Origin of the sequence: Pseudomonas sp. JS3066, assembly GCF_036328175.1 — a bacterium.
Classification (GTDB): Bacteria; Pseudomonadota; Gammaproteobacteria; order Pseudomonadales; family Pseudomonadaceae; genus Metapseudomonas.
Window position 1 is genome coordinate 663379 of sequence record NZ_CP143312.1, and the last position, 25440, is coordinate 688818.

A 25440-nucleotide genomic window follows, 5' to 3' on the forward strand; every position below is an offset into this window, starting at 1 on the left:
CCGGTAATATTCCGCTCCCTTGACGTTCCGCTGGGAGACTAGAGCGTTGCTGCAGAACATTCGCGTGGTGCTGGTCAATACCAGCCATCCCGGCAATATCGGTGGTGCCGCCCGCGCCATGAAGAATATGGGCCTGTCGAGGCTGGTTCTGGTCGATCCCGAGGACTTCCCGAGTCCTGAGGCTCAAGCTCGCGCCTCCGGTGCGGACGACATTCTGGCGGGTGCCCAGGTGGTCGCCACCCTGGAGGAGGCGCTGGTGGGCTGCAGTCTGGTAATCGGCACCAGCGCTCGCGACCGTCGCATTCCCTGGCCATTGCTCGATCCGCGCGAATGCGGCAAGACCTCCGTGGAGCAAGCGCAGCTCGGAGGTGAGGTCGCCCTGGTGTTCGGTCGCGAATACGCGGGGCTGACCAATGAAGAGCTGCAGCGCTGCCAGTATCACGTGCACATCCCGTCCAATCCGGAGTTCTCCTCGTTAAACCTGGCTGCCGCCGTGCAGGTGCTGGTGTATGAGGTGCGAATGGCGTGGCTTGAGCAAGAAGGTTTGCCAAGCAAGGTGGAGAAGGTGGAAACCACCGCCATGCTCAATGCCCAGCCGGTGACCGTCGATGAATTGGAGCGCTATTACGAACACCTCGAAAGTACCCTGGTGGAGATTGGCTTCCTGGACCCGGAGAAGCCGCGGCATCTGATGTCCCGCCTGCGCCGGCTCTACGGCCGCAGTGGCATCAGCAAGCTGGAAATGAACATCCTGCGAGGCATCCTGACGGAAACCCAGAAAGCTGCGCGGGGCGAAGCAAGCAAACGGAGTGACAAGTGATGTTCGACGGCATTCGAGAAGACATTCAAAGCGTGTTCCACCGTGATCCGGCTGCGCGCAATGCCTTCGAGGTGCTCACCTGTTACCCGGGCCTGCATGCCATCTGGTTGCATCGTGTAGCGCATGCGCTTTGGATCGCTGGCTGGAAGTGGCTGGCGCGCCTGGTGTCGAATTTCAGTCGTTGGTTGACGGGTATTGAAATCCATCCCGGCGCGAAGATCGGTCGGCGGTTCTTCATTGATCACGGTATGGGGATCGTCATTGGTGAGACTGCCGAAATCGGCAACGACGTTACCCTTTACCAGGGTGTGACTCTGGGAGGTACCAGCTGGAACCAGGGCAAACGCCACCCGACGCTGGAGGATGGCGTGGTAGTTGGAGCGGGCGCCAAGGTGCTTGGGCCTTTCACCGTTGGTGCGGGTGCCAAGATCGGCTCCAATGCCGTGGTGACCAAGGAGGTACCAGCTGGCGCCACCGCGGTTGGGATTCCCGGTCGGATCATCGTCAAGGCTGATCCGGAGCAGGAGGCCAAGCGCCAGGCCATCGCGGAGCGTTTTGGTTTCGATGCCTATGGTCTTGGTCAGGACATGCCGGACCCCGTGGCTCGCGCCATCGGCCAGTTGCTGGACCATGTGCAGGCGGTGGACGAGCGCCTCGACGGCATGTGCAAGGCGCTCACGGCGCTGGGCAGTGACTACTGCGCCAGTGCGCTGCCGGAGCTTCGCGACGAGGACTTCGCCGGCGTCAAGGACGAAGAGCGCAAACCGGTCGCCTGACGCGTTCCGATTCGGCCCTGGATCAGTATTCGGGGCCGGATTCTTAGGGTGCTAACGGGATGTGCCTCTGCTATCATGCACGCCCCTGCAAGATGTAATCCCGACTAATTTGATCAGGCTTATAGTTGACTTAAATAGTCGGGAATCGCATACTCGCTGCACTCCAGCGATCCCGTGGTACTCACCATGCGACTGACCACCAAAGGCCGATACGCCGTCACCGCCATGCTCGATCTGGCGCTGCATGCGCAGCATGGGCCGGTGTCTCTGGCTGATATTTCCGAGCGACAGGGCATTTCCCTGTCCTACCTCGAGCAGCTTTTCGCCAAGCTCCGCCGCGGCAATCTGGTCAGCAGTGTTCGCGGCCCGGGCGGTGGCTACCAGCTTTCCCGCGACATGCACGGCATTCATGTCGCCCAGGTAATAGATGCGGTCAACGAGTCGGTGGATGCCACTCGTTGTCAGGGCCTGGGCGATTGCCATTCTGGCGATACCTGTCTGACCCACCACCTCTGGTGTGATCTGAGTCTGCAGATCCACGAGTTCCTCAGCGGCATCAGTTTGGCCGATCTGGTCAACCGCCGTGAGGTTCAAGAGGTCGCACAACGGCAGGATCAACGCCGCTGTGGAAGCAATGGCAGGATGCCGCACCTCGATAAGATTGAAGCGTCCGCCATCGATTGAGCAGGGCGCCGGCCCGTGATTGGCCCCGATACCTGATAGGAGAGCCCCGATGAAATTGCCGATCTACCTCGACTACTCCGCCACCACGCCGGTGGACCCGCGCGTCGCTCAGAAAATGAGCGAGTGCCTGCTGGTGGACGGCAACTTCGGCAACCCCGCCTCGCGTTCCCACGTGTTTGGCTGGAAAGCTGAAGAGGCGGTGGAGAATGCCCGTCGTCAGGTAGCTGAGCTGGTCAATGCCGACCCTCGTGAAATCGTCTGGACTTCCGGTGCGACCGAATCCGACAACCTGGCCATCAAGGGTGTTGCGCACTTCTACGGTGGCAAGGGCAAGCACATCATCACCTCGAAGATCGAGCACAAGGCGGTTCTGGACACCACCCGCCAGCTGGAGCGCGAAGGTTTCGAAGTGACTTACCTGGAGCCAGGTGAAGATGGCCTGATCACTCCTTCCATGGTCGAAGCTGCGCTGCGTGACGACACCATCCTGGTTTCCGTCATGCACGTGAACAACGAAATCGGCACCGTCAACGACATCGCCGCCATCGGCGAGCTGACCCGTGCCCGCGGCATCCTCTTCCACGTCGATGCCGCCCAATCCACCGGCAAGGTGGAGATTGACCTTGAGAAGCTCAAGGTCGACCTGATGTCCTTCTCTGCCCACAAGACCTACGGCCCGAAAGGCATTGGCGCGCTTTACGTTCGCCGCAAGCCGCGCGTGCGTCTCGAAGCCATGATGCATGGCGGTGGTCACGAGCGCGGCATGCGCTCCGGCACACTGGCTACTCACCAGATCGTCGGCATGGGCGAGGCCTTCCACATTGCCAAGCAGGAAATGGCCACCGAACGCGTGCGCATCAAGGCCCTGGCCGATCGCTTCTGGGCCCAGATCGATGGCATGGAAGAGCTCTACCTGAACGGCAGCGCCACTGCACGTGTGCCGCACAACATGAACGTCAGCTTCAATTACGTCGAAGGTGAGTCGCTGATCATGGCGCTCAAGGACCTCGCGGTCTCCTCCGGTTCCGCCTGCACCTCGGCCTCCCTGGAGCCGTCCTACGTGCTGCGTGCCCTGGGTCGCAACGACGAGCTGGCGCACAGTTCCATCCGCTTCACTTTCGGCCGCTTCACGACCGAGGAAGAAGTGGACTACGCCGCAGCCAAGGTGCGCGAAGCGGTCAGTAAGCTCCGTGAACTGTCCCCGCTGTGGGATATGTATAAAGAGGGCGTCGACCTTTCCCAGGTCGAATGGCAGGCGCACTGACGCCACCCTGATGAGTGAGGAATAGTTACCATGGCATACAGCGAAAAGGTCATCGACCACTACGAAAACCCGCGCAACGTCGGCAAGCTCGACGCCCAGGACCCTAACGTGGGTACTGGCATGGTCGGTGCGCCGGCCTGCGGCGACGTGATGCGTCTGCAGATCAAGGTCAACGAGCAGGGTGTCATCGAAGACGCCAAGTTCAAGACCTATGGCTGCGGTTCCGCCATCGCTTCCAGCTCCCTCGCCACCGAGTGGATGAAGGGCAAGACCCTGGACGAGGCGGCTGCCATCAAGAACACCACCATCGCCGAAGAACTGGCCTTGCCGCCGGTGAAGATTCACTGCTCGGTACTGGCTGAGGACGCCATCAAGGCGGCCGTCCATGACTACAAGCAGAAGAAGGGTCTGCTCTAAGTGCTCGAACGAGTAAGGAGTTGCAATGGCCATCAGCATGACTGAATCCGCCGCCCGTCACGTGCAGCGTTCCATTGATGGGCGCGGCAAGGGTGAAGGTATCCGTCTGGGGGTGCGTACGACTGGCTGCTCCGGTCTCGCCTATGTGCTGGAGTTCGTCGACGAGTTGGCTGCGGATGACCTGGTTTTCGAGAGTCACGGCGTCAAAGTGATCATCGATCCCAAGAGCCTGACCTACCTTGATGGTACTGAGCTGGACTTCGTTCGCGAAGGGCTCAACGAGGGCTTCAAGTTCAATAACCCTAACGTGCGCGGCGAGTGTGGCTGCGGCGAGAGCTTCAACGTCTGAGGCGTGTGTGGGAACTCCCTGTCATTTCGCCCTGTTCGACCTGAAGCCGGGTTATCGACTGGACCTTGACCAGCTTGCGACGCGTTATCGCGAGCTGGCGCGTACTGTCCATCCCGACCGTTTTGCCGATGCATCCGAGCGCGAGCAGCGCCTGGCGCTGGAACGTGCGGCGCAGCTTAACGACGCATACCAGACACTGAAGAGCGCGCCGCGAAGGGCACTTTATCTGTTGGCGCTGAAGGGAAAGGAACTGCCGCTGGAAGTTACGGTGCAGGACCCTCAGTTCCTGCTGCAGCAGATGCAGTGGCGCGAAGAGTTGGAAGAGTTGCACGACAGTGCTGATCTTGATGGTGTCGGCGTGTTCAAGCGCCGGCTCAAGGCAGCGCAGGCGGAGCTGGATGGAGAGTTTGCCGAGTGCTGGGACGATGCCGAGCGCCGCGAAGACGCCGAGCGTCTGGTGCGCCGTATGCAGTTCCTCGACAAGCTGACCCACGAAGTGCGCCAACTGGAAGAGCGCCTCGACGATTAACCCGCGATGCCGTCTTGGTTGCCGGTACGCCTGATAAATAGACAAGCATGGCCTTACTGCAGATCGCCGAACCCGGGCTGAGCCCCCAGCCGCACCAGCGCCGCCTGGCGGTTGGCATCGACCTGGGTACTACCAATTCGCTGGTCGCTGCTGTGCGCAGCGGTGTCGCCGAACCCCTGCCGGATGCTGAAGGCCAGGTCATCCTGCCCTCCGCCGTCCGCTATCACGCCGATCGCGTCGAGGTCGGTCGCAGTGCCAAGCAGGCTGCTGCCAGTGATCCGTTCAACACCATCATTTCGGTCAAGCGCTTCATGGGGCGCGGCCTGGAAGACGTCAAGCAGCTGGGCGAGCAACTGCCCTATCGCTTCGTTGGTGGCGAATCACACATGCCCTTCATCGAGACCGTCCAGGGTGCCAAGAGCCCGGTGGAAGTCTCGGCTGACATTCTCAAGGCCCTGCGCCAGCGCGCCGAGCAGACTCTCGGTGGCGAGCTGGTTGGTGCGGTGATTACCGTGCCGGCTTACTTCGATGAGGCTCAGCGCCAGGCCACCAAGGACGCCGCGCGTCTTGCCGGGCTCAATGTGCTGCGCCTGCTCAATGAGCCTACCGCTGCCGCTGTGGCCTATGGCCTGGATAAGCAGGCTGAAGGCGTAGTCGCCATCTACGACCTGGGTGGCGGCACCTTCGATATCTCAATCCTGCGCCTGACCCGCGGCGTCTTCGAGGTCATGGCTACCGGTGGCGACAGCGCCCTGGGCGGCGATGATTTCGACCATGCGATTGCCGGCTGGATGGTCGAGCAGGCCGGTCTTTCCGCCGACCTCGATCCCGGCGTACAGCGCAGCCTGTTGCGCGCTGCGTGCGATGCCAAGGAAGCCCTGACCGATACCGACCGCGTCGAGTTGGTCCATGGCGATTGGCGTGGCGTGCTCACTCGTGAGCAGTTCGACTCCCTGATCGAACCCATGGTCGCCCGCAGCCTCAAGGCCTGTCGTCGCGCCGTGCGTGATGCCGGCATCGAGTTGGATGAAGTCGAGGCTGTTGTCATGGTCGGCGGTTCCACCCGCGTGCCGCGTGTACGTGAGGCCGTAGCCGAGATGTTCGGCCGCCAACCGCTGACCGATATCGATCCTGATCAGGTCGTGGCCATCGGCGCGGCCGTGCAGGCCGATACGCTGGCGGGCAACAAGCGTGGTGAAGAGCTGCTGCTTCTCGACGTAATTCCACTGTCGCTCGGCCTGGAAACCATGGGCGGGCTGATGGAGAAGGTGATTCCGCGCAACACCACGATTCCAGTGGCCCGCGCCCAGGATTTCACCACCTATAAGGATGGCCAGACGGCCATGATGATCCACGTGCTCCAGGGTGAGCGCGAGCTGATCAAGGATTGCCGTTCCCTGGCACGCTTCGAGTTACGCGGCATTCCGCCGATGGTGGCGGGTGCGGCGAAGATCCGCGTGACCTTCCAGGTGGACGCCGACGGCTTGCTGGGCGTGACTGCCCGCGAGCTGGCTTCGGGCGTCGAGGCAAGTATCCAGGTGAAGCCGTCCTACGGACTGACTGATGGCGAGATATCTCGCATGCTGCAGGACTCCTTCCAATACGCCGGCGAAGACAAGAATGCCCGCGCCCTGCGCGAGCAGCAGGTCGAGGCCGAGCGCCTGCTGGAAGCTGTCCAGGCTGCGCTGGACGCCGATGGCGAGCGACTGTTGGATGACGCCGAGCGCGCCGCCATCCTCGACAGCATGCAGACCCTGCGCGATCTGGCGGCTGGCGGTGATGTCGTCGCCATCGAGGGCCAGATCAAGCGCCTGTCCCAGGTGACCGATGCCTTTGCCGCGCGTCGTATGGATGCCGCCGTCAAGGCAGCCCTGTCCGGCCGCAGACTCAACGAAATCGAGGATTGAACCAGAAATGCCGCAGATCATCTTCCTGCCCCACGCCGAGCATTGCCCCGAGGGTGCCGTGATCGAGGCTCAGCCGGGCGAAAGCATCCTGAATGCCGCTCTGCGCAGCGGTATCGACATCGAACATGCCTGCGAGAAGTCCTGCGCCTGCACCACTTGCCACGTGGTGGTGCGCGAGGGCTTCAATTCCATGGAGGCTTCCGACGAACTGGAAGACGACATGCTGGACAAGGCCTGGGGGCTGGAGCCAAATTCCCGCCTGTCCTGCCAGGCGCTGGTAGCTGACGAGGATCTGGTGGTGGAAATTCCGAAATACACCATCAACCAGGTTTCCGAGGGGCATTGAGCATGAGCCTGAAATGGACCGATGTGCTGGAAATCGCTATCCAGCTCGCTGAAGCCAAGCCCGATGTCGACCCGCGTTACGTCAATTTCGTCGATCTGCACAATTGGATTCTGGCGTTGCCGGAGTTCTCCGATGACCCGCAGCGCGGTGGCGAGAAGGTTCTTGAGGCCGTGCAGGCTGCCTGGATCGAAGAAGCCGACTGACCAGCTTCCGCCCCTGGGCTCCGGCCCTACGCATTTCCCCCTAACCCGCGTATAATTCGCGGGTTTAATTTTTCGCTTTAATCCTTGTTTCTGGAGTTTTTCCATGGCTGTCGAACGTACTCTCTCCATCATCAAGCCGGACGCTGTTGCCAAGAACGTAGTGGGTGAGATCATCACCCGCTTCGAAAAGGCCGGCCTGCGCGTCGTTGCCGCCAAGATGGTTCAACTGTCCGAGCGCGAAGCCGGCGGTTTCTACGCTGAACACAAAGAGCGTCCCTTCTTCAAGGACCTGGTTTCCTTCATGACTTCCGGCCCGGTAGTCGTTCAGGTTCTGGAAGGCGAGAATGCCGTTGCCAAGAACCGTGAACTGATGGGTGCCACCGATCCGAAGAAAGCCGACGCCGGCACCATTCGCGCCGATTACGCCGTTTCCATCGACGAAAACGCCGTACACGGTTCGGATTCCGAGGCTTCCGCTGCTCGCGAAATCTCCTACTTCTTCGCCGCCACTGAGGTGTGCGCTCGCATTCGCTAATAGCGAATGGGAGAGGGTGAAGCCATGACTGAATCGACCGGTAAAGTGAATCTGCTGGGTCTGACCCAGCCGCAACTGGAAAGCTTCTTCGAGTCCATCGGGGAAAAACGCTTCCGCGCCGGTCAGGTGATGAAGTGGATTCACCACTTTGGCGTCGATGATTTCGACGCCATGAGCAATATCGGCAAGGCCTTGCGCGACAAGCTCAAGGCCTCTGCCGAGATACGCGGCCCGGAAGTGGTCAGCCAGGACATCTCCAGTGATGGCACCCGCAAGTGGGTGGTCCGCGTGGCCTCCGGCAGCTGCGTCGAAACCGTGTACATCCCGCAAGGCGGCCGTGGCACCCTGTGTGTCTCGTCCCAGGCCGGGTGCGCTCTGGATTGCAGTTTCTGCTCGACGGGCAAGCAAGGTTTCAACAGCGACCTCACTGCCGCCGAAGTGATCGGCCAGGTGTGGATCGCCAACAAGTCCTTCGGGACCATCCCCGCGAAGATCGACCGTGCCATCACCAACGTGGTGATGATGGGCATGGGCGAACCGCTGCTGAATTTCGACAACGTGGTCGCCGCCATGAACATCATGATGGACGACCTCGGTTACGGCATCTCCAAGCGCAAGGTGACCCTGTCTACCTCCGGCGTGGCGCCGATGATCGACAAGCTGGGCGAGGTGATCGACGTTTCCCTCGCGCTGTCGCTGCACGCGCCGAACGACCCGCTGCGCAACCAGTTGGTGCCGATCAACAAGAAGTATCCCCTGGCCGTGGTGCTCGATTCCTGCCGCCGCTACATCTCCCGCCTGGGCGAGAAGCGCGTGCTGACTGTCGAATACACCCTGCTCAAGGACGTCAACGACCAGCCCGAACACGCCACCCAGATGATCGAGCTGCTCAAGGACTTCCCCTGCAAGATCAACCTGATTCCGTTCAATCCCTTCCCGCACTCGGGTTACGAGCGTCCGAGCAATAATGCGATCCGCCGCTTCCAGGACCTGTTGCACAAGGCCGGGCACAATGTCACCGTCCGCACCACTCGTGGCGAAGACATCGATGCAGCTTGCGGCCAACTGGTCGGCCAGGTCATGGACCGTACCCGTCGCAGCGAGCGCTACATCGCAGTGCGCCAACTGAACGCTGAAGCGGAGGCGTCCAGTAACGCCGCGAACCGGAACTAGAGAAGGACAACCCATGATCCTGCGCGCTGCGCTGCTCCTCGCTTCCACCGTACTGCTCGCGGCCTGTGTGTCGACTGGTCAGGTCGACCCGATGAAGACCGACTCGGGCCGTGATGCAGCACGCGATGCGTATATCAACCTGGGCATCGGCTACCTCAAGCAGGGTGCTACTGAACGTGCCAAGGTGCCGTTGAAGAAAGCCCTGGAGATGGACCCGTCCAACGCGGATGCCAATGCGGCCCTTGCGCTGGTGTTCCAGACCGAGATGGAGCCGGACCTGGCCGACCAGCACTATCGCAAGGCGCTGTCTTCCCGCAACGATCCGCGCATCCTCAACAACTACGGCACCTTCCTGTACGAGCAGGGGCGCTACAAAGATGCCTACGAACGCTTCCAGCAGGCCGCCGAGGACAACCTCTATCCAGAGCGCTCTCGGGTATTCGAGAACCTCGGCCTGACTGCCCTGAAGATGAACAACCCTGCACTGGCCAGGCAGCATTTCGACAAGGCGTTGCGCCTCAACCGGCAGCAGCCCCTGGCATTGCTGGAAATGTCTCAACTGGCTTTCGATGATAAGCAGTACGTGCCGGCCCGCGATTTCTATCAGCGCTACTCGCAGATAGCCCCGCAGAACGCTCGAAGCCTGCTGCTCGGCGCACGTCTGGCGACCATTTTCGAAGACCGCGACCAGGCCGCCAGCCTCGGTCTGCAACTCAAGCGACTCTATCCCGGCACGCCGGAATATCAGCAATACCTGTCGGAGCAATGATGAAAGCGTCGCATCCCGAAGCTGTAGCGGCGACCCGCGCCAACCCAGGTGAGACCCTGCGTAGGGCTCGTGAGAGCAAGGATTTGACCCTGGGTGAGGTCGCCCGCCACTTGAACCTGACCGAGCACGCAGTGCGCCAGCTGGAGGCCGGTGACTTCGACCAGTTACCAGGGCACACCTTTGCTCGCGGCTACGTGCGCGCCTACGCCAAACTGCTGGGTATGGATCAGGCGGTACTGGTGGCCGAGTTCGATCATTTCACCGGAACCGACGCCAAGGGCAGCAGCGTGCATAGCCTGGGGCGCATCGAGGAACCGGTTCGACTTTCCCAAAGCGTGCTGCGTGTTGTCAGCTTCGTCATCCTGCTTGCATTGGGGGCGGTGGGTTTCTTCTGGTGGCAGGAGCACTCCAGCCGCAACAGCGAAGAGTCAGCCAGCGTGAATATGGAACATGTGGAAGTGGAAAGTGCCGACGGTACAACCCAGATCCACCCGCTCGACGAACCGGAAGACCAGGCGGTAGCTGAGGCCCAGGAAAGCCAGGCGTCTACTCCTGCCCAGGTATCACCGGAAACCGCTGCTCAGCCTGAACAGCAGGTCGCAGAAGGCGGGGCCCCGGCTGCCCCGGCCGGTGAGATCGCAGCGGTCACTCCTGCCGCTCCGGCCCAGGCGCCGACCGTTGCCGTCGCTCCAAGCACTCCGACCGTGCAGTCGTCCGTTCCTGATGCTCCTGTTGCTCCTGGCGCGCCTGCTGCTGCCCAGCCTGAGGCGCCTGTGGCTGCGGCAACTCCGGCTACCGTAGCCCCTGCGGCCCCTGCGCCGGCTCCTGTAGTCGCTCAGCAGGGCCAGGGTGTCGTGCGTATCCAGTTCACTGCCAATTGCTGGACTCAGGTCACCGACGCCGACGGCAAGGTGCTGGTCAGTGGGCTCAAGCGTACCGGCGACAGCCTGGAGTTGGCCGGCAAGGCTCCGTTGGAGGTTCGTCTTGGCTTCGCACGTGGCGCCCAGCTCAGCTATAACGGCCAGTCGGTCGATGTGGCGCCTTACGTCCGCGGCGAGACCGCGCGCCTGAAGTTGGGGCAATAAGTCATGCATTGCGAATCACCGATCAAACGCCGCGTCTCGCGGAAAATCTGGGTTGGCTCGGTTCCGGTGGGCGGTGATGCGCCTATCGCCGTCCAGAGCATGACCAACACCGATACCTGTGACGTTGCCGCCACCGTGGGTCAGATCCAGCGTCTGGTGGATGCCGGCGTCGATATCGTTCGTATTTCCGTGCCGGATATGGACGCTGCCGAGGCATTCGGCCGCATCAAGCAGCAGGTCCAGGTACCGCTGGTGGCGGACATTCACTTCGATTACAAGATCGCCCTGCGTGTTGCTGAGCTGGGGGTCGACTGCCTTCGCATCAACCCGGGCAATATCGGTCGCGAAGATCGCGTCAGGGCTGTGGTCGATGCCGCGCGCGACAAGGGCATCCCGATCCGCATCGGTGTCAACGCCGGTTCGCTGGAGAAGGACCTGCAGAAGAAGTACGGCGAGCCCACTCCGCAGGCTCTGGTCGAGTCTGCGCTGCGCCATGTAGAGCATCTCGACAAGCTGGACTTCCAGGACTTCAAGGTCAGTGTAAAGGCGTCCGACGTGTTCATGGCCGTCGAAGCCTATCGCCTGCTGGCCAAGCAGATCGTGCAGCCCCTGCACCTTGGCATCACCGAAGCTGGTGGCCTGCGTTCCGGTACCGTGAAATCCGCGGTGGGTCTGGGCATGCTGCTTGCCGAGGGAATCGGCGACACCATCCGCATCTCCCTGGCGGCGGACCCGGTCGAAGAGGTAAAGGTCGGTTTCGACATCCTCAAGTCTCTGCACTTGCGTTCCCGTGGCATCAACTTCATCGCCTGCCCGAGCTGCTCGCGGCAGAACTTCGACGTGGTCAAGACCATGAACGAGCTGGAAGGCCGTCTCGAAGACCTTCTGGTGCCAATGGACGTGGCTGTGATCGGTTGCGTGGTCAATGGTCCGGGAGAAGCCAAGGAAGCCCATATCGGCCTTACCGGTGGCACCCCGAACAACCTGGTCTACATCGACGGCAAGCCGGCGCAGAAGCTGAATAACGACAACCTGGTGGATGAGCTGGAGCGGCTCATTCGCGAGAAGGCGGCCGCAAAGGCCGAAGCTGACGCGGCGTTGATCGCCCGTAGCTGAAACAAGGAATCCACGTGAGCAAGACTCTGCAAGCCATTCGTGGCATGAACGACATCCTGCCGGAGCAGACGCCTGCTTGGCGTTATCTGGAAAATACCGTGGCCGATCTGCTAGATGCCTACGGTTACAAGGAAATCCGTCTTCCGATCCTCGAGTTCACCGAGCTGTTCGCGCGCGGTATTGGCGAAGGCACCGACGTGGTCGACAAGGAGATGTACACCTTCCTCGATCGCAACGAAGAGTCCCTGACCATGCGTCCTGAAGGCACCGCGGGCTGCGTGCGCGCCGTGCTCGAGCATGGCCTCACCGGCGGTGGTCAGGTGCAGAAACTCTGGTACGCGGGCCCCATGTTCCGCTACGAGAAGCCGCAGAAAGGCCGCTATCGCCAGTTCCACCAGATGGGCGTCGAAGTCTTCAACCTGCCCGGCCCGGACATCGATGCCGAGCTGATCGTGCTCACCTGGCGCCTGTGGAAAAAGCTCGGACTTGCCGAAGCGGTAACCCTGCAGTTGAACAGCCTGGGTTCCAGCGAGGCCCGTGCCCGCTATCGCGATGCCCTGGTCGCCTACCTGCAGGAGCGTTACGACCTGCTGGACGAAGACAGCCAGCGCCGTCTGACCACCAACCCGCTGCGCATTCTCGACAGCAAGGATGGCGGCACCCAGGCTCTGCTGGTGGACGCACCGACCCTGCACGATTACCTCGACGAGGAGTCGCTGGTCCACTTCGAAGGCCTCAAGGCACGACTGGACGCCGTGGGCATTCGCTACGAAATCAACCAGAAGCTGGTGCGCGGCCTGGACTACTACAGCCGCACCGTCTTCGAGTGGGTGACCGACAAGCTCGGCTCCCAGGGCACCGTCTGCGCCGGTGGCCGTTACGATGGCCTGGTCACTCAGTTCGGCGGCAAGCCGACTCCGGGCGTGGGTTATGCCATGGGCGTCGAGCGTCTCGTGTTGTTGCTGGAAACCCTCGGTCTGGTGCCGGAAGAGTTGAACAGCCCCGCCGACGTCTTTATCTGCGCCTTCGGCGAAGCCGCTGAACTGGCTGCGCTCGGTCTTTCCGAGCAGTTGCGCGATGCCGTTCCGGGCCTGCGCCTGCTGGTCAATGCTGGTGCCGGCAGCTTCAAGAGCCAGTTCAAGAAGGCGGACAAGAGCGGCGCCCGTTATGCGCTGATCCTGGGGGACGACGAACTGGCCAAGCGCGTGGTAGGTTGCAAGCCGCTTCGCGACGACAGCGAACAACAAAGCATTGCCTGGGATGCTCTGGCTGAGCATCTCGCAGCCTGCCTGAAGCAGGCTTGAGCAACTAAAGATCAGGAGTACGGGGTTAAGCATGCAGACTGAAGAAGAACAGATTGCGCAGTTCAGGGACTGGTGGCAGCGCAACGGCAAACCCATGCTCACTGGCGGCGCATTGGCGCTGGCGGTGGTCTTTGGTTGGCAGGCCTGGCAAAAGTACGAATCCAATCAGGCCCAAGGCGCCTCGATCGTTTACCAGCAACTGCTGGAAACCGCTCTGAACCCGAGTGGCACCCCGGATTCGGCGAAGGTTGCCGAGCTCGCCGGCAAATTGAAAAGCGATTTCGGCGGTACTCATTACGCGCAGTACGGCAGCCTGTTCGTGGCCAAGGTCGCGGTCGAGGCTGGCAAGCTGGATGACGCCGCCGCCGAACTCAAGTCCGTGCTCGACAAGCCTGCCGATGCGACCCTGGGCGAGCTGGCTCGCCAGCGCCTGGCCCGTGTGCTGGCCGCGCAGAACAAGGCCGATGAAGCCCTCAAGCTGCTTGATGGCGATGCCGACAAGGCCTTTGTCGCCAGCCGCGAAGAACTCAAGGGCGACCTGCTGGTTCAGCTGGGTCGCACCGACGACGCGCATGCCGCCTACCTGAAAGCCAAGGCCGCACTGCCCGAAGACGCCGCCGTGGGTGGCCTGCAGATGAAGCTCGACGACCTGGCAAAAGGGGACGCGTGACGTGATGCGTTGGAAGAATGCCGCAGTGCTGGCTCTGGCCGTTTTGGCCGTGGGCTGCAGCAGCAACAGCAAGAAGGAACTGCCGCCGGCCGAGCTGCCCGACATCACTGAAGAAGTGACGCTGGACAAGGGCTGGAGCCGTTCGATTGGTGATGGCCAGGGTGAAACCTACAACCTGTTGGTGCCCGCCGTCGATGGCGACACCATCTATGCCTCGGACGTGAACGGCGAGGTCATGGCGCTCAATCGCTTCAATGGCGACGTGATCTGGAAGCAGGATCTCGAACTGCCGGTATCCGGCGCTGTGGGTGTCGGCTACGGCCTGGTGATGGTCGGCACCCTGAAGGGTGAAGTCGTTGCCCTGGACGCCACCAACGGTGAAGAAAAATGGCGCGCTCGCGTCAACGGCGAAGTGCTGGCGCCGGCGGCCAACAACGGTGACGTGGTGGTCGTGCAGACCCAGAACGACACCCTGTTCGGTTTCGATGCCGCCACCGGCAATCAGCTCTGGATCTACGAGAACACCCCGGCCGTGCTGACCTTGCGTGGTACCGGCGCGCCCATCGTGACCAACAACCTGGCCGTGGCCGGACTTTCCACCGGCAAGGTGCTCGCTCTGGACATCAAGCGCGGCATCCCGGTCTGGGAACAGCGCGTGGCCGTGCCCCAGGGCCGCTCCGAGCTGGATCGTGTGGTGGACATCGACGGTGGCCTGCTGCTTTCTGGCGGTACCATCTACATGGCCACCTACCAGGGACGCGTCGCGGCACTGGACCTGGAAAGCGGCCGTGTGCTCTGGCAGCGTGAGGCGTCCAGCTATGCCGGCGTCGCCCAGGGTTTCGGTAACGTCTACGTGAGCCTGGCCAATGGCACCGTGGAAGGCGTGGACGAGCGTTCCGCCTCCGCCTTGTGGAGCAACGACTCCCTGGCCCGTCGCCAGCTGTCGGCTCCGGAAGTGTATTCCAGCTATGTGGCTGTCGGTGACTTCGAAGGCTACCTGCACCTGCTGAGCCAGGTGGACGGTCACTTCGTCGGCCGCGTGAAGATCGACGGCGACGGCCTGCGTGCCCGTCCGCTGGTGGTCGGCGAGTGGATGTATGCCTACGGCAACGGCGGAAAGCTGGTCGGCCTGACCATCCGCTAAGCTGAAGCTTGATACCCGGCCGCTGCCGTCAATCGGCAGCGGCCTTTGTGTTTTCTGAAATAACGAGTGGAGAGCCTCATGGTTCCCGTAATCGCCCTGGTGGGTCGGCCAAACGTCGGCAAGTCCACCCTGTTCAACCGCCTGACCAAGACCCGCAACGCGATCGTCGCGGAGTACGCCGGTCTCACCCGTGACCGCCAGTACGGCGAGGCGAAGTGGCAGGGCCGCACCTATATCGTCATCGACACCGGGGGTATCTCCGGGGATGAGGAAGGTATCGACGCCAAAATGGCCGAGCAGTCCCTGCAGGCCATCGAGGAAGCCGATGCGGTGTTGTTCATGGTCGACTCCCGCGCCGGAATGACCGCAGCCGATCAGATGATCGCCGAGCACCTGCGCAAGCGGAACAAGCGCAGCTTCCTGGTGGCCAACAAGGTCGATACCGTCGATCCGGATATCGCCCGCGCCGAGTTCAGCCCCCTGGGCCTGGGTGACGCCTTACCGATCGCCGCCGCCCATGGCCGCGGCATCAGCCAGATGCTGCAGGAAGCACTGGGCGAGTTTCCCCGCGATGACCAGGCCGACGAAGAGGAAGCCGCCGAGGCCGAAGTGGTTGCGGAAGGCGAGGAAGCCAAGCGCATCCCCGGCCCGAGCGAGAAGGATGGCATCAAGATCGCCATCATCGGCCGTCCCAACGTCGGTAAATCCACCCTGGTCAACCGTATGCTCGGCGAAGAGCGGGTGATCGTGTACGACCAGGCGGGGACTACCCGTGACAGCATCTACATCCCCTTCGAGCGCAACGAGGAGAAGTACACGCTGATCGACACCGCCGGTGTACGCCGTCGCGGCAAGATCTTCGAGGCTGTGGAAAAGTTCTCGGTGGTGAAAACCCTGCAGGCCATCCAGGACGCCAACGTGGTGGTCTTCGTGATGGATGCCCGCGAAGGTGTGGTCGAGCACGACCTCAACCTGCTGGGCTTCGTGCTGGAAACCGGCCGCGCGCTGGTCATTGCCCTGAACAAGTGGGACGGCATGGAGCCGAGTGAGCGCGACTATGTGAAGACCGAGCTGGAACGCCGGCTATTCTTCGTCGATTTCGCCGATATCCACTTTATTTCCGCCTTGCACGGCACCGGCGTCGGCCACCTGTACAAGTCGGTTCAGGACTCTTTCCGCTCGGCGATCACCCGTTGGCCCACCAGTCGCCTGACCCAGATCCTCGAGGGCGCGGTGCAGGAGCACCAGCCGCCGCTGGTCAACGGCCGCCGCATCAAGCTGCGCTATGCCCACCTGGGTGGTGCCAACCCGCCGCTGATCGTGATCCACGGCAATCAGGTCGAGTCGGTTCCCAAGTCGTACTCTCGGTACCTGGAAAACACCTACCGGCGCGTGCTGAAGCTGGTCGGTACGCCGATCCGCATCGAGTACAAGGGCGGCGAGAACCCCTACGAGGGCAAGAAGAACACCTTGACCGAGCGCCAGGTGAACAAGAAGCGACGCCTCATGTCGCACCACAAGAAATCCGAGAAGAAGCGCCGCGACAAGAAGCGCTGATTCATCGGAACGGAAGAGGGCGCCCTGGGGCGCCCTTTTTCTTGGCCATTGCCGAGTGTGCCTCGCTGTGGTCCCGCGTTAAGCTATGGCCCACTTCCCAGTCGCCAGCAGCCTGATGAAATGATCGCCAGCAAGTTGCCCAACGTCGGCACCACCATCTTCACCCGCATGTCCCAGCTCGCCGCTGAAGTCGGCGCCATCAACCTGTCCCAGGGCTTTCCGGATTTCCCCGCGCCTGGCGCCCTGTGCGACGCGGTTGGGCGGCATATCGCCAGCGGACACAACCAGTACGCCCCCATGACCGGCTTGCCGGCCCTGCGCGAACAGGTGACCGCCAAGGTAGCCACGTTCTATGGTCGCCAGGTCAGCGCCGACAGCGAGGTGACCGTCACCCCCGGCGCCACTGAAGCTATTTTCTGCGCGATCCATGCGGTGGTCCGGGCCGGCGACGAAGTGATCGTCCTCGACCCTTGCTACGACAGCTATGAACCTTCGGTGGAACTTGCCGGCGGCCGCTGCGTGCACGTACCCCTGGCGCTGCCGGGCTTCTCCATCGACTGGCAGCGCATGCGCGACGCCCTCAGTCCGCGTACACGCATGATCATCCTCAACAGCCCGCACAACCCCAGCGGCGCGCTGATTTCCCGCGCGGAACTGGACCAATTGGCCGAGCTGATTCGTGACCGTGACATCTATCTGGTATCGGACGAGGTCTACGAGCACCTGGTATTCGACGGCGTTGGCCACGTCAGCGTGCTTGCCCATGACGAACTCTACGCCCGAGCCTTCGTGGTCAGTTCCTTCGGCAAGACTTATCACGTTACCGGCTGGAAGACTGGCTACGTGGTGGCGCCGCCCGCGCTTTCTGCCGAGCTGCGCAAGGTCCACCAGTACGTGAATTTCTGCGGCGTCACCCCGTTGCAGTGGGCGCTGGCCGACTTCATGGCTGCGCACCCGGAGCACCTGGCCGAGTTGCCGGCCTTCTACCAGGCCAAGCGCGACCTGTTCTGCGATCTGCTGGCCGGTTCGCGCTTCCGCTTCACCCGTGCCGCTGGCACCTATTTCCAATTGGTCGACTACAGCGGCATTCGCAACGACCTGGATGACGTGGCCATGTCCGAGTGGCTGACCCGCGAGCACGGCGTGGCCGCCATTCCGGTTTCGGTGTTCTACCAGCAAGCGCCAAAAGAACTGCGCCTGGTACGGTTCTGCTTCGCCAAACGTGAGGAGACGCTGCGCCAGGCGGCGGAAAAGCTATGCGCGATCTGACTTCCCTGCCTGATCTCAAGCTGGCCCTGGTGCAGACCACTCTGGCCTGGCACGACCGCGCCGCGAACCATGCCCACTTCGAAACCCTGCTGGAACAGGTGAAAGGCGCGGACCTGGTTGTCCTGCCGGAGATGTTCACCACCGGTTTTTCCATGGACTCGGCAGCCCTCGCAGAGCCTGAAGACGGGCCGACCTACTCCTGGCTGCGTGAGCAGGCGCGACGTCTGGATGCCGTGATCACCGGCAGCGTCATCATCCAGGCCGCCGATGGTAGCCATCGCAACCGCCTGCTCTGGGCGCGTCCCGATGGCGAAGTCCTGCATTACGACAAGCGCCACCTGTTCCGTATGGCCGGTGAGCACAAGCACTACACCCCAGGCGAAACGCAGGCGCTGTTCGAGCTGAAAGGCTGGCGAGTGCGCCCGCTTATCTGCTACGACCTGCGCTTCCCGGTGTGGAGCCGCGACGCCAACGATACTGATCTGCTCCTGTACACGGCCAACTGGCCAGCAGCCCGGCGCCATCACTGGAACCGCCTGCTACCGGCACGCGCCATCGAGAACCTCTGCTACGTGGCGGCGGTAAACCGCGTCGGCACCGATGGCAAGGGGCATGGTTACAGTGGCGATAGCCAGGTGCTGGATTTCCAGGGAGAGAACCTGCTGGATGCCGGCGATATCGATGGCGTCTTCATCACTGATCTGTCCGCTTCACAACTGGCGGCCTACCGCGAGCGCTTCCCTGCGATGCGCGACGCGGACACCTTCGACCTGCACCTTTGAGCCCGGGGGAACCATGAGCGAGCACAAGCCGCTACCTGCCGGGGGTAACCTGCTCGTGGCGGGAGAGAAGGTCTACAACACGCCCGTGGAAGTCACCCTGGCGGTGATCGGCGGCAAGTGGAAGTCGCTGCTGGTCTACCACCTGATCCCAGAGTCCCGGCGCTTCTCCGAACTCAAGCGGCTGGTGCCGGGCATCACCGAGAAGATGCTGACGCAGCAACTGCGTGAGCTGGAACGCGACGGTATCGTCACGCGCACGGTCTATGCAGAAGTGCCGCCACGGGTGGAGTACCGCCTCACCGAACATGGCTTGAGCCTGAAACCGGTGCTGGATTCCATGTGTGCCTGGGGCAAGTGTCACTGGCAGCAGCAGGGGTAGGCGCTTTCTGGAGCCGAATCCCTGGCCACTGTGGGAGCGAATTGATTCGCGAATGAGTTGGCTTCCACAGCGTCTCCGAAAAAGAAAACCCCGCCGAATGGCGGGGTTTTTTATTGCGCTATCGGCTTCAGGCCGCTTCGGCCTCGGCCTGGCTCAGGGCGCGGTTGAGGGCGCTGAACAGGGCACGGAAGCTCGCGGTGGTGAGGTTCTCGTCGATGCCGATACCGTGCAGGGCACGGCCGCCGTTGACGCGCAGTTCGATGTAGGCCGCGGCCTTGGCATTGGTACCGGCGCCGATGGCGTGTTCGGAGTAATCCATGATCTCCACCTTCACCGGCAGACTGGCCACCAGGGCTTCCAGCGGGCCCTTGCCCATGCCGCGCATGTGCTGGGTTTCACCCTTGAACTGGACCTCGATATCCACGGCGCTGGTGCCGTTCTCCTCCTGCAGGCGATGGCCCTTCAGGGTGAATGGTGCGGTGGCCTGCAGGTACTCGGCGTCCAGCAGTTTGTAGATCTGATCGGCAGTCATTTCCAGGCCAAGGCGATCCGTTTCCTTCTGCACCACCTGGCTGAACTCGATCTGCATGCGGCGTGGCAGGCTGATACCGTATTCCTGCTCCAGCAGGAAGGTGATTCCGCCCTTGCCGGACTGGCTGTTGACGCGAATCACTGCCTCATAGCTGCGACCGATGTCGGCCGGGTCGATCGGCAGGTAGGGCACTTCCCAAACGGCGTCGTCCTTCTGCTGGGAGAAGCCCTTGCGGATGGCGTCCTGGTGGGAGCCGGAGAATGCGGTATGCACCAGGTCACCCACGTACGGGTGACGCGGGTGGACCGGCAGCTGGTTGCATTCTTCGACGACCTTGCGCACGGCATCGATGTCGGAGAAGTCCAGTTGCGGGTGCAGGCCCTGGGTGTACATGTTAAGCGCCAGGGTCACCAGATCGACGTTGCCGGTGCGCTCACCGTTGCCGAACAGGCAGCCTTCGACGCGGTCAGCACCGGCCATCAGGCCCAGTTCGGTGGCGGCGACGCCGGTGCCGCGGTCGTTGTGGGTGTGCAGGCTGATGATGACCGAGTCGCGGCGGCTGACATGGCGACCGAACCATTCGATCTGGTCGGCGTACACATTCGGCGTGGCGCATTCCACGGTGGCCGGCAGGTTGAGGATGATCTTCTTCTCGGGAGTCGGTTGCCAGACGTCGATTACCGCATCACAGACTTCCACAGCGAAATCCAGCTCGGTGGAGCTGAAGATTTCCGGCGAGTACTGGAAGGTCCAGTCGGTGCCTGGCTGCTCGGCAGCCAGCTTCTTGATCAGTTTGGCGGCGCTGGTGGCGATCTCGATCACGCCGGCCTTGTCCTGGTTGAAGACGATGCGGCGGAAGGACGGCGCGGTGGCGTTGTAGACGTGGACGATGGCCTTCTTCGCACCCTTCAGGGATTCGAAGGTGCGGGTGATCAGGTCCGCGCGTGCCTGGGTCAGCACCTGGATTGTCACGTCATCCGGGATGTGGCCGCCTTCGATCAGCTCGCGGACGAAGTTGAAATCGGTATCGGAGGCGGACGGGAAGGCCACCTCGATTTCCTTCAGGCCTACCTGCACCAGGGTCTTGAAGAAGCGCATCTTCTTCTGCGCATCCATTGGCTCGATCAGCGACTGGTTACCGTCACGCAGGTCGGAGCTGCACCAGATCGGCACTTCGGTAATGGTCTTCGACGGCCAGGTACGGTCCGGCAGGTTGATTGCGGGGAAGGCGCGATACTTGCGGGACGGGTCTTTCAGCATGCTCATGGGGCAAATCCTTTTTACTGCGGGCCGTGTGGTGGTCGGCCAGGCATTGAAGTCGGCGATTGCGGCGGAGGTGGGATTCAGCCACGCAGTCGTGGGCTGACCAGTCGCAGGCAGGCGTGTTGACGCAGAAGGATGAGGGTGTGTGCGGTTTTCATAGGGGCTAACCCTATTCATCGTGAGTGAATATGGCAAGCATTGTGGAAAAAATGGTGAAAAAGAGCGCAAGAATCTGCAATTGGGTTATTTATTGCGTGATCGTCGCGATTTTCTATAGATGATTGCGTCGCTCTTTTGGGGCGAGACAGCCAGCCCGCGAAAGGCTCATTACCGGGCAATTCGCGGACAGCGCCCAGGTCACTCCGCCTTTGGCAGGCGTAACGCGCGCATGTCTGCGCCACTGGGGTGCTGGAACACCCGCAGGCCGAACTCGGGAAGGATCGCCAGCAGGTGGTCGAAGATGTCGGACTGGATGGCCTCATAACTCGCCCAGGCGGTGGTATTGGTGAAGCAGTACAGCTCCAGGGGCAAGCCGTCGGCGGTGGGGGCCAACTGCCGCACGATCAGGGTCATGTCCTTGCGGATGTCCAGGTTCTCCCGCAGGTAGTGCTCGACGTAAGCGCGGAAGGTCCCGATGTTGGTCAACTGGCGGCTGTTGACGGGCAGCCGAAGGGGCTCATCCAGTTGGCTATTCCAGCTGAGCAGCTCGCTTTCCTTGGCTTTCAGGTAGCCGTCCAGCAGACGGAATCGGTGCAGGCGGTCGATGTCATCCGCGCTGAGGAAATGCACGCTGTTCTGGTCCAGGTACAGGCAGCGTTTGATCCTCCGGCCACCGGACTCCTGCATGCCACGCCAATTCTTGAACGAGTCGGTGATGAAGCGCTTGGTGGGTATGGTGGTGATGGTCTTGTCCCAGTTCTGCACCTTCACCGTATGCAGGGCGATGTCGATCACGTCGCCGTCGGCATTGAGCTGCGGCATTTCCACCCAGTCGCCGACGCGAATGATGTCGCTGGAGGTTATCTGCACGCTGGCCACCAGGGACAGCAGGGTGTCCTGGAAGATCAACAGCAGCACCGCAGCCATGGCGCCCAGGCCGGAGAGCAGGATCAGCGGCGAGCGGTCGATCAGGCTGGCGATCATCAGGATGGTGGCGATGGCGAAGATGGCGATCTTCAGCACCTGCACGTAACCCTTGATGGGGCGCAGGTGGGCGTCCTTGCGGCGCTGGTAGAGGCTGCTGACGATGTTCAGCGCCGCGCTCAGGGCCAGTGCGATGGTGAGAATGATGAAAGCGGCGCAGACGTTGGTGATCACTTCCACCAACTCGCTGGGCAGGTTCGGTACTACCTTGACGCCGAATGCCAGCACCAGTGCGGGTACCACGTTGGCAAGGCGCTTGATCAGGCCGTGGTCCTGTATCTGCGCGCCGGTAAGGCGAAACAAGCCGCGCAGGAGGATGCGCCGGACAATCCAGTTGGAAACCCAGGCCAGGAGGATGAGGACACTGACGGAGACGACGGTGTGCAATTCGTTGTGCTGTCTTAGCCACATCAGCCAGTGGGTGACTTCTTCTTGCATGGGCTGCTCCCTTTATCTATCCGCTGCACAGGGCGGGTCCCGGAAAGCGCCGGACCATAACAAATCCGTCCCACTGGCCCAAACCCAGGCTGTAAGCGCGGATGTCTCTCAGGGTTTGAAGGCACCGATGAAAATGGCCGGGTCCACTCGCACATCATTCAAGCTGACATTCCAGTGCATGTGCGGTCCGGTGGCGCGGCCGGTGGCGCCGACGCGGCCGACCACACCGCCGCGGGGCAGTTGCTGGCCGAGCTTCACCTCTACCTTCGACATATGACAGAACATGCTGATCAGGCCCTGGCCATGGTCGACGAACACTGTCTTGCCATTGAAGAAGTAGTCGCCGATCAGGATTACCTTGCCCGCAGCCGGAGCCTTGATCGGCGTACCGGCACCCACTGCGAAGTCCAGGCCGGAGTGAGGGTTGCGCTCCTCGCCATTGAAGAAGCGGCGCAGGCCAAAGGGGCTGGAAAGCGGACCGTTCACCGGCTTGTCGAACAGCAGGTTGCTTGGCGAGCCGGGGCTGAAGCGGCGGTAGGCAGTGGTCTGCTCGGCCAGTTCGCGGTCGATGCGCTTGAGGTCCTCAGGCAGTGGGTTCACCTGCCGTGTGTTGGCCAGCTTGATGTGCTGTTCGCGATAGGTACGCGCACCAACGGCGAAGGCCAGCTTGCGTCCGTCGCTGACCTGGATCTGCTGCTGGCCGACCTTGGTACCCAGCGGAATGCCGACGATGGCGATCCAGTCGCGGCCGTCTTCCTTCACTACCAGCACCGGCTTGCCCTGGTAGCGCGCGGTGGGGGCCTGGGCACTGCTGCCGAGCTGGACCACCGCCACGCCACCCGGCACCGGTTTGTTCAGCAGGCGCGTGATGAAGCCTTCGGCATGGGCGGGTAGGGCGAGACAGAGGAGCAGGGCAGCAAGCAGTCGCATGTTCAATCCAGCAGGGAGAGGTTCACGGGTGTGAGATGGTTGTCTTCGACCCGCACGTCCAGCTCGCCTTCACCGAGCCGGGCCTTCAGGCGCTGGCCTGGGCGAGTCTGGCTGGCGGCGCGGACGGCCTGACCGCGTTCGTCGAGGAGAATGCTGTAACCGCGCCCGAGTGTGGCCAGCGGGCTGACCACGTGCAGCGTCTGGGCCAGGGCGTCGAGGCGCTGGCGGCGGTCCTTGAGGACGTCGCGAGCGGCGCGAGGCAGACGCTCGGACAGGCTGTCGAGCTTTTGCCGCAGCAGAGCCAGGGCGCGCCCTGGATGTTGTGCGCCGAGGCGAGTGTCCAGGCGCACCAGGCGCTCATGGCGAATCTGCTGTTGGCGTTCGAACGCGCGGCGCAGGCGCATGTCCAGGTCGTCCAGGCGCTGCGCTTGCTGGCGCAGGCGTTCGCCCGGGTGACGCAGGCGTCGGAACAGGCCATCCAGACGCAGGCGTTCGCGGGTCAGGTGCTCCCGCAGGCGCAGGACGAGGCGTCGGTGCAGGCTGTCGAGGCGCTTCTGCAGTTCGCTCGCGTCCGGAGCCAGCAACTCCGCGGCGGCAGAGGGGGTAGGGGCGCGCACATCGGCGACGAAGTCGCTGATGGACACGTCTGTCTCATGACCCACGGCGCTGACGATGGGCGTCTGGCAGGCAGCCACGGCGCGCGCGACGGCTTCTTCGTTGAAGCACCAGAGGTCCTCCAGCGAGCCACCGCCACGGGCGAGTATCAGCGCGTCGAAGCCTTGGGCATCGGCAAGGGCCAGGGCGCGGACAATCTGCGCGGTGGCTTCGCGGCCTTGTACGGCAGTGGGAATCAGGGTCAGTTGCACCTGCGGCGCGCGGCGGCGGAACACGCTGATGATGTCGCGTATCACCGCGCCTGTAGGCGAGCTGATGATGCCGATGCGCTGTGGGTGGGCGGGCAGCGGTCGCTTGCGTTCGGCGGCGAACAGTCCCTCGGCGGCGAGCTTCTCCTTCAGCGCTTCGAAGGCCAGGCGCAAGGCGCCATCGCCAGCCGGCTCGACCGTATCGGCGATCAGTTGGTAGTCGCCACGTCCCTCGAACAGCGAAACCTTGCCGCGTACGCGCACGGCCAGGCCATCGCGCAGGGCCTGGCGAACGCGCTGAGCGTTCTGGCGGAACAGGGCACAGCGAACCTGGGCCTGGGCGTCCTTGAGGGTGAAATAAAGGTGGCCGGATGCGGGGCGGGCGAGGTTGGAAATCTCGCCTTCCACCCAGACCTGCGGAAACACGTCCTCGAGCAGATGGCGGGCGCGTTGGTTGAGCTGGCTGACGGTCAGCACCTCACGATCGAGGCCGAGCCGTTGGAAAGGGTCTTTGAGCATGGGGGGAAATGATAATGGCTTTGTCGCCATGCGCCATAGTTGACGAGTGAGGGGCGACGGTTAAGCTGCGCGCCCTTTCCCACCCAAGCAGGAGGCCAGAGATGGAATCGAGCCAGTTGATCATTGTGCCGCAGGTATCCAGCGTGCCCGGCCATCAGGCCCTGGCAGGGCGCATGCTGCGCTGGCTGGCGCGGCGTGACGTGGTTGAGGCACTGCCGAGCACCTGTGGCCTGCGAGGCAATCGCATGGCTTACGCCATCGCCGCCGGCGCGCGCGAGGTGGTGGAAAATCCGGAGCGTCTGCCGTTCGGCCAGCCGGTGAATGGTCTCGAACTGGTGGACAAACGATGCATCTATACACCCACCCGCGATTTCCTGAACGAAGCGGGTTGTCCGGAATGCCGCCAGGAAGTGGGCGAGCCGCTGTTCGAGAGCCTGGAGGATTGGTGGCCGGGGCACACAGACAATTTCAGCTGCCCCGAATGCGGCTTCGAGGACGACATCAATGGATTCCTCTTCCCGCAGCCGTGCGGGTTCTCCAACCTGGGCTTCATCTTCAACGGCTGGGGCGAAACCCGCTTCACTCAGGCATTTCTCGATGCTTTCAGCGATCGGCTGGGGTACGCCGTGCGGCAGGTACGAACGGGCGGCTGACCGTAGAACGGATTGCAGTCG

The 25440-nt window shown here is 62.5% G+C and carries 27 protein-coding genes; 23 read left to right on the plus strand and 4 right to left on the minus strand.

What is annotated here, in order from left to right:
• Nucleotides 1–46: 46 nt before the first annotated feature.
• From trmJ to SA496_RS03355, 22 genes are all read left to right on the plus strand, one after another.
• Nucleotides 47–820 (plus strand): tRNA (cytosine(32)/uridine(32)-2'-O)-methyltransferase TrmJ, encoded by a 774-nt coding sequence (gene trmJ / locus SA496_RS03250; protein WP_120652812.1) that lies wholly within the window; start codon nucleotides 47–49, stop codon nucleotides 818–820.
• A complete protein-coding gene (gene cysE, locus SA496_RS03255) occupies nucleotides 820–1596 on the plus strand; it encodes a serine O-acetyltransferase (RefSeq protein ID WP_120652811.1) in 777 nt (258 codons plus the stop codon). The genes trmJ and cysE overlap by 1 nt, the downstream gene beginning before the upstream one ends.
• Nucleotides 1597–1782: 186 nt before the next feature.
• Entirely contained in the window at nucleotides 1783–2280 is a 498-nt protein-coding gene (iscR, locus tag SA496_RS03260; RefSeq protein ID WP_016491067.1) for a Fe-S cluster assembly transcriptional regulator IscR, read from the plus strand.
• Between the two features lie 49 nt (nucleotides 2281–2329).
• Nucleotides 2330–3544: an IscS subfamily cysteine desulfurase gene (locus SA496_RS03265; protein ID WP_120652810.1), complete on the plus strand. Its 1215-nt coding sequence runs from the start codon at nucleotides 2330–2332 to the stop codon at nucleotides 3542–3544.
• Nucleotides 3545–3574: 30 nt separating this feature from the next.
• Nucleotides 3575–3961: a Fe-S cluster assembly scaffold IscU gene (iscU, locus tag SA496_RS03270; protein WP_120652809.1), complete on the plus strand. Its 387-nt coding sequence runs from the start codon at nucleotides 3575–3577 to the stop codon at nucleotides 3959–3961.
• A gap of 25 nt (nucleotides 3962–3986) precedes the next feature.
• Nucleotides 3987–4310 (plus strand): iron-sulfur cluster assembly protein IscA, encoded by a 324-nt coding sequence (gene iscA, locus SA496_RS03275; RefSeq protein ID WP_120652808.1) that lies wholly within the window; start codon nucleotides 3987–3989, stop codon nucleotides 4308–4310.
• 7 nt (nucleotides 4311–4317) lie between these two features.
• The gene (gene hscB / locus SA496_RS03280; protein WP_120652807.1) at nucleotides 4318–4839 is read left to right on the plus strand and encodes a co-chaperone HscB; all 522 of its coding nucleotides are present in this window, start codon (nucleotides 4318–4320) and stop codon (nucleotides 4837–4839) included.
• A 47-nt stretch (nucleotides 4840–4886) separates the two neighbouring features.
• The gene (gene hscA, locus SA496_RS03285) at nucleotides 4887–6746 is read left to right on the plus strand and encodes a Fe-S protein assembly chaperone HscA (RefSeq protein WP_120652806.1); all 1860 of its coding nucleotides are present in this window, start codon (nucleotides 4887–4889) and stop codon (nucleotides 6744–6746) included.
• Between the two features lie 7 nt (nucleotides 6747–6753).
• On the plus strand, nucleotides 6754–7092 hold the full coding sequence (gene fdx / locus SA496_RS03290) for an ISC system 2Fe-2S type ferredoxin (RefSeq protein WP_120652805.1): 339 nt from the start codon (nucleotides 6754–6756) through the stop codon (nucleotides 7090–7092).
• Between the two features lie 2 nt (nucleotides 7093–7094).
• Entirely contained in the window at nucleotides 7095–7295 is a 201-nt protein-coding gene (iscX, locus tag SA496_RS03295) for a Fe-S cluster assembly protein IscX (RefSeq protein WP_120652804.1), read from the plus strand.
• A 103-nt stretch (nucleotides 7296–7398) separates the two neighbouring features.
• Nucleotides 7399–7830, plus strand: coding sequence for a nucleoside-diphosphate kinase (gene ndk, locus SA496_RS03300; RefSeq protein ID WP_077522642.1), 432 nt, complete (start codon nucleotides 7399–7401; stop codon nucleotides 7828–7830).
• A 24-nt stretch (nucleotides 7831–7854) separates the two neighbouring features.
• Nucleotides 7855–9003 carry a 23S rRNA (adenine(2503)-C(2))-methyltransferase RlmN gene (gene rlmN, locus SA496_RS03305; protein WP_077522640.1) on the plus strand — a complete coding sequence of 383 codons (1149 nt, stop codon included), beginning with the start codon at nucleotides 7855–7857 and terminating at the stop codon, nucleotides 9001–9003.
• A 13-nt stretch (nucleotides 9004–9016) separates the two neighbouring features.
• Entirely contained in the window at nucleotides 9017–9772 is a 756-nt protein-coding gene (gene pilW / locus SA496_RS03310) for a type IV pilus biogenesis/stability protein PilW (protein WP_120652803.1), read from the plus strand.
• Nucleotides 9769–10857 carry a RodZ domain-containing protein gene (locus SA496_RS03315; RefSeq protein ID WP_153922345.1) on the plus strand — a complete coding sequence of 363 codons (1089 nt, stop codon included), beginning with the start codon at nucleotides 9769–9771 and terminating at the stop codon, nucleotides 10855–10857. The genes pilW and SA496_RS03315 overlap by 4 nt, the downstream gene beginning before the upstream one ends.
• 3 nt (nucleotides 10858–10860) lie before the next feature.
• Nucleotides 10861–11973 carry a flavodoxin-dependent (E)-4-hydroxy-3-methylbut-2-enyl-diphosphate synthase gene (gene ispG, locus SA496_RS03320; protein WP_120652801.1) on the plus strand — a complete coding sequence of 371 codons (1113 nt, stop codon included), beginning with the start codon at nucleotides 10861–10863 and terminating at the stop codon, nucleotides 11971–11973.
• Nucleotides 11974–11987: 14 nt separating this feature from the next.
• The gene (gene hisS / locus SA496_RS03325) at nucleotides 11988–13277 is read left to right on the plus strand and encodes a histidine--tRNA ligase (protein WP_120652800.1); all 1290 of its coding nucleotides are present in this window, start codon (nucleotides 11988–11990) and stop codon (nucleotides 13275–13277) included.
• Between the two features lie 31 nt (nucleotides 13278–13308).
• Nucleotides 13309–13947, plus strand: a complete 639-nt coding sequence (locus SA496_RS03330) for a YfgM family protein (RefSeq protein ID WP_120652799.1) — start codon at nucleotides 13309–13311, stop codon at nucleotides 13945–13947.
• A gap of 1 nt (nucleotide 13948) precedes the next feature.
• A complete protein-coding gene (gene bamB / locus SA496_RS03335) occupies nucleotides 13949–15091 on the plus strand; it encodes an outer membrane protein assembly factor BamB (RefSeq protein ID WP_120652798.1) in 1143 nt (380 codons plus the stop codon).
• A 78-nt stretch (nucleotides 15092–15169) separates the two neighbouring features.
• Entirely contained in the window at nucleotides 15170–16648 is a 1479-nt protein-coding gene (gene der, locus SA496_RS03340; protein WP_120652797.1) for a ribosome biogenesis GTPase Der, read from the plus strand.
• A gap of 120 nt (nucleotides 16649–16768) precedes the next feature.
• Nucleotides 16769–17917: a pyridoxal phosphate-dependent aminotransferase gene (locus SA496_RS03345; RefSeq protein ID WP_330115045.1), complete on the plus strand. Its 1149-nt coding sequence runs from the start codon at nucleotides 16769–16771 to the stop codon at nucleotides 17915–17917.
• Complete coding sequence (locus tag SA496_RS03350; RefSeq protein WP_330115046.1) at nucleotides 17905–18699, plus strand: amidohydrolase; 795 nt, start codon at nucleotides 17905–17907, stop codon at nucleotides 18697–18699. The genes SA496_RS03345 and SA496_RS03350 overlap by 13 nt, the downstream gene beginning before the upstream one ends.
• A gap of 13 nt (nucleotides 18700–18712) precedes the next feature.
• Nucleotides 18713–19078: a winged helix-turn-helix transcriptional regulator gene (locus tag SA496_RS03355; RefSeq protein ID WP_120652794.1), complete on the plus strand. Its 366-nt coding sequence runs from the start codon at nucleotides 18713–18715 to the stop codon at nucleotides 19076–19078.
• A gap of 127 nt (nucleotides 19079–19205) precedes the next feature.
• Here the strand turns inward: SA496_RS03355 and leuA are convergent, their stop codons facing one another.
• From leuA to xseA, 4 genes are all read right to left on the minus strand, one after another.
• Nucleotides 19206–20876, minus strand: coding sequence for a 2-isopropylmalate synthase (gene leuA, locus SA496_RS03360; protein ID WP_330115047.1), 1671 nt, complete (start codon nucleotides 20874–20876; stop codon nucleotides 19206–19208).
• A 354-nt stretch (nucleotides 20877–21230) separates the two neighbouring features.
• The gene (locus SA496_RS03365; protein ID WP_330115048.1) at nucleotides 21231–22454 is read right to left on the minus strand and encodes a mechanosensitive ion channel family protein; all 1224 of its coding nucleotides are present in this window, start codon (nucleotides 22452–22454) and stop codon (nucleotides 21231–21233) included.
• Between the two features lie 108 nt (nucleotides 22455–22562).
• Nucleotides 22563–23384, minus strand: a complete 822-nt coding sequence (locus tag SA496_RS03370) for a peptidoglycan DD-metalloendopeptidase family protein (protein ID WP_120652792.1) — start codon at nucleotides 23382–23384, stop codon at nucleotides 22563–22565.
• Nucleotides 23385–23386: 2 nt separating this feature from the next.
• Nucleotides 23387–24766 carry an exodeoxyribonuclease VII large subunit gene (xseA, locus tag SA496_RS03375; RefSeq protein ID WP_153922354.1) on the minus strand — a complete coding sequence of 460 codons (1380 nt, stop codon included), beginning with the start codon at nucleotides 24764–24766 and terminating at the stop codon, nucleotides 23387–23389.
• Between the two features lie 101 nt (nucleotides 24767–24867).
• Here xseA and SA496_RS03380 point away from each other — a divergent pair, with 101 nt between their 5' ends.
• Nucleotides 24868–25419, plus strand: a complete 552-nt coding sequence (locus tag SA496_RS03380) for a sugar ABC transporter ATPase (protein WP_153922356.1) — start codon at nucleotides 24868–24870, stop codon at nucleotides 25417–25419.
• The last annotated feature ends 21 nt before the right edge of the window (nucleotides 25420–25440 follow it).